This is a genomic window from Stenoxybacter acetivorans DSM 19021 (assembly GCF_000745895.1).
GTDB lineage: Bacteria > Pseudomonadota > Gammaproteobacteria > Burkholderiales > Neisseriaceae > Stenoxybacter > Stenoxybacter acetivorans.
The window spans coordinates 1-3904 of sequence record NZ_JQKE01000111.1 but is presented as its reverse complement, the minus strand read 5'-3'; the positions used below and the strand labels follow the sequence as shown (position 1 = coordinate 3904).

Here is a 3904-nt window from a genome sequence, read left to right as displayed (position 1 = left end):
CTGCTGAAGAAATTTTTCAGACGAATAAAATCACTGCCGTTGTAACCATACAGCAAGAAATCGTAGCCGTCTTTTTGGAATAAAACTTCTGAGAAGTTAACGTCTTTAAAACGAATGGTATCGGGATTTGAAGGGTTGCCTGAATCATATATGATATTTTGTCCGTGTCCTTTAACAATAACATAGGTATCGCCGCCGTTTCCACCGTCCAGGTAGTCATTACCCGCCCCGCCAATCAGCGTATCCGCACCATTGCCGCCGTAAAGTTTATCGTCTCCCTCTCCGCCAATCATTACATTGCTGTTTTCGTTGCCGTTGAGGGTGTCGTTTTGATCTGTGCCGAAAATAATGCCGATTTTGGTTTGTATCTCTTTGCCGATTTGGTTCAGCCAATGTTCGGTGAGTTGATGTTGGTCGGCATATTCAAGCCATGTTGCCAGCAACGGTGTCGCCGCTTGCCATTGTTTGCCGATATTCGGCTGATAGAATAGGAACTCAGCCAAATCCACAAAGGCTTTTCCGGGGTTCTCTGTGAAAATTTGGTTGAATTTCTCGGTAATGCCGCTGTAGTCTAACTGAAATTGATCGTTTTCAATGGCAAAGCCGATTTCATACAAATAAGGCTGTAAACGGGTTTGAAACAGCAGATTTTGATAAATTTGCTGGCTTAATTTATCGTAGGTTTTGGTAATCGTTGATTTCAGATATTCCACATCAGCTTTGCTGCCCACATAGAATGTGCCGCCGGTTTCTCCGGTAAACGCATTCAATACGCTCACTTTTTCAGACAGCAAGATCAATGCTTGATGATCATCCATGCTGATTTGAAATTTCTTTAATGCCGCTTCTTGAGCGGGTGTCAGCCCTTTGCCTTGATTACTGATTTTGGCACTGAACGGCATCATCAAATAAGTACGGTTGGCATTGAATTGCGGATCGGTTTTTGCCCATGCGTTGATAAGGTTGTCCAGCAAAGCAATTTGTTCGGCTTTGGTTGCTGCCGCCGAATACGCCGCCAAAACATGAGCCAATGAAGTGGAAAGTGCGGCGGCTTCACGCAAATCACGAACGCGCCCCATGCCTTGTAAATTGGCGGTTTGCTGTTGCTGCTCGGTTAATTCAATGTGTTCCGCATAGCGGCTGTATAAGGCATTAAATGAGAAATTTACATCACCCATTAATCGGGTTTCGCCGTCGGCGGTTTCGTAACTACCCGTTTGCGCTAAGGTATTATTGCCTTTTAATTGGGTATTGGTGTTTTTGTAATCCAAATTTAAAACCGCAACGCCCAAATCGGTTAAAGAGAATAATTCATTGGCTGAACCAAATCCGTCTTGATTTAAATCGCGCCAGATTTTAAGCTCGGTGAACCGCGCATCTTCAGCGGTGATTTTACCGTCTTGATTACTGTCGAATTCAGCCAAAGCATCATAACCATTAACAGCGGTTTCGCCGTTGGCTTTACGATAACTATCTCCAAAGATTTCACTGCCGTTGCTGATAATACCGTCTTGATTTTTATCCACCACCAAAATGCCATCGTCGGCACTGACCCAGCCTGTCGCCGTGCGAATACCGTCGTTATTGTGATCGAACAATGCACCAACGCGCTTATCATGCCCAACGGTTTCAATACCATCGCCGTCTAAATCCACAACAATCGGGTCATAGATGTGGTATTTGCCATCGCGGTTAAGATTTTGCCAGTCTTTAAAGGCTTGCTCATCTTTGAAACAACCGGGATCATATGGATAAAAAGGTTCATCTTTATCATCATTTTTACCATCATTTTGATTTTTACTATCATCTTTTGGAATTAAATCTTTTAATTTTATTGAATCATTTTTAGCTTCATAAATGGCATATCCCACACCTGCAATAGTTAAACCAATAGCAACCATTTGCCCACCGGGTATCAAAGAGGCGACAGCAGCGGCAGCACCAAGAGCATCACCAACAGAGAGTTCTCCAACAGCATCACCAATAGGAACTTTACCTTCTTTTGTCTCACCAGTTATCGTAATACCTACTTGAACTATCCCTGCTACCCCACCAACTAATCCAGCTTTTGGAATATATGCAACACTCGCAATATCAGCCACCACACTAACGCCACCTGCGATTGCTGCCCCATTATTTACGTGGCCTGTTTTAGCTTGATTATGATAATTTACTGATTGACCTACCATGTTACCAACCGCACCAGCATGATTAGCACCATAGATGTACACATTTGCCTTAACTGTTATAATACTACTCCTTTTCTTGATTTAAAGAATGACTATAATTAGCCCAACACCAACTAAATAATAAAAATAAAAATACTGCACCTGGTAGAATTAAATAGAAATTTAAAAAAGAATTAAAATAATAAATCGCTCCTTCCATATAGTCAATTTTCCGACTTTGTGGTTGAATAATTTCAAATTTTTTATTTGTATCTGACAAAAAAATAAATTTGCCATTTGTAAAAATTCCATGCGAGGTATTCACTTTATGAAAATATTTTAGTTCTGTCCCTATCATTTTTTCCCCGCGAGTAGATACGCGTTTCCCTTGTTTCAAATTAAATTTAGAGCATGGACTTTTAGGATTTTTAATATCCGAATTTATACACTTAGCAGAGTATTTTTTACCTTGATAATAAAATAAAAAAGAATCACTTATTCCGCTTCTTGTAGCTCCTGAAAATAATAAAATTACGGTATTATCTGGAATAGTAATTTCTTCAAATTGATCAGGGAGAAAAGCACCACCATTTTCATCAAAACCGTTAAAAGTAAAAATCACTAACCATATAATTAAAGAAACCATATATATTATTATATCTACATTTTTCTTAATAATAAATTTTTTTAATTTTGTTAGAATATTGTTCATTTTAGCGTCCTCTCATCTTCAATAATACTACCTTTTTTCTTATTTAAAGAATGGCTATAATTAGACCAACACCAACTAAACAACAAAAAAAATAATAAAATACTTGGTAAAATAAAAGTAAGACATTCTATTATATTTGCACCATATTTCAGATCATTTAAATATTTTTTTATTCGATATGGATTTTCTAAAATCTCAAATTTTTTAGTTTTATCTGATAAAAAAATAAATTTTCCTTGTGTAAAAGTTCCATGCATTACATTTAATCCATGAAAATATTTTAGATCCACCCCTATCATTTTTTTCCACGGATAGATGCACCTGTCCCTGGTTTTAAATTAAATTTAGAACATGGGTTTTTAGGATTTTTAATATCTTCTCTTATGCATCTGGCGTAATGCTTCTTCCCTTGATAATAAAATAGAAATGAATCACTTGCCTCGCTTCTAGTACCTCCTGAAATCAATAGCATTACAGTATTATTTGGTATGGAAATTTCTTCAAATTGACTGGGTCGAAAATAACCAGAATTATTACTAAAATCATGTAATGTAGAACCAGCTATCCACATAGTTAAGATACAAATGTAAAATATGAAATTATTATTATTTTTAATAATAAATTTTTTTAATCTTATTAAAATATTATTCATTATTAATATTCTTTCATTTTCAATGACTTTCTGACAACTCATACACTACATTATGATATATTTTCATAAAAATTCCATTTACGCTGAAATACTTCAAATATCTGTTACTCTCTATATTAGCATATTAACAAAAAATCACAAATTATTTTTTATTCTTTTTTAAAAGTTTTTAGTTATTTAAGTTTGCAATAATTACTTTAGTTATAATCAAACTGCCTGAAAATACTGTTATAAATATTTTCAGGCAGCTTGATTGGTTACCAAATATAAATCCTGCACGCGCCCCATGCCTTGTAAATTCGCGGTTTGCTGTTGCTGCTCGGTTAATTCAATGTGTTCCGCATAGCGGCTGTATAAGGCATTAAATGAGAA

General features: G+C 36.3%; 4 protein-coding genes. All 4 read right to left on the bottom strand.

The annotated features are described in order from the left end of the window. The coding region (locus tag Q384_RS10675) for a calcium-binding protein (RefSeq protein WP_169740860.1) at nt 1–2102 on the bottom strand (2102 nt) is incomplete at its 3' end. 151 nt (nt 2103–2253) lie between these two features. Continuing rightward, the gene (locus Q384_RS10670; protein ID WP_037587980.1) at nt 2254–2880 is read right to left on the bottom strand and encodes a hypothetical protein; all 627 of its coding nucleotides are present in this window, start codon (nt 2878–2880) and stop codon (nt 2254–2256) included. Next, entirely contained in the window at nt 2877–3179 is a 303-nt protein-coding gene (locus Q384_RS10665) for a hypothetical protein (protein ID WP_037587978.1), read from the bottom strand. Before Q384_RS10665 ends, Q384_RS10670 begins: the two co-directional genes overlap by 4 nt. Next, nucleotides 3176–3532 carry a hypothetical protein gene (locus tag Q384_RS10660; RefSeq protein WP_156956551.1) on the bottom strand — a complete coding sequence of 119 codons (357 nt, stop codon included), beginning with the start codon at nt 3530–3532 and terminating at the stop codon, nt 3176–3178. Before Q384_RS10660 ends, Q384_RS10665 begins: the two co-directional genes overlap by 4 nt. Nucleotides 3533–3904 lie beyond the last annotated feature (372 nt).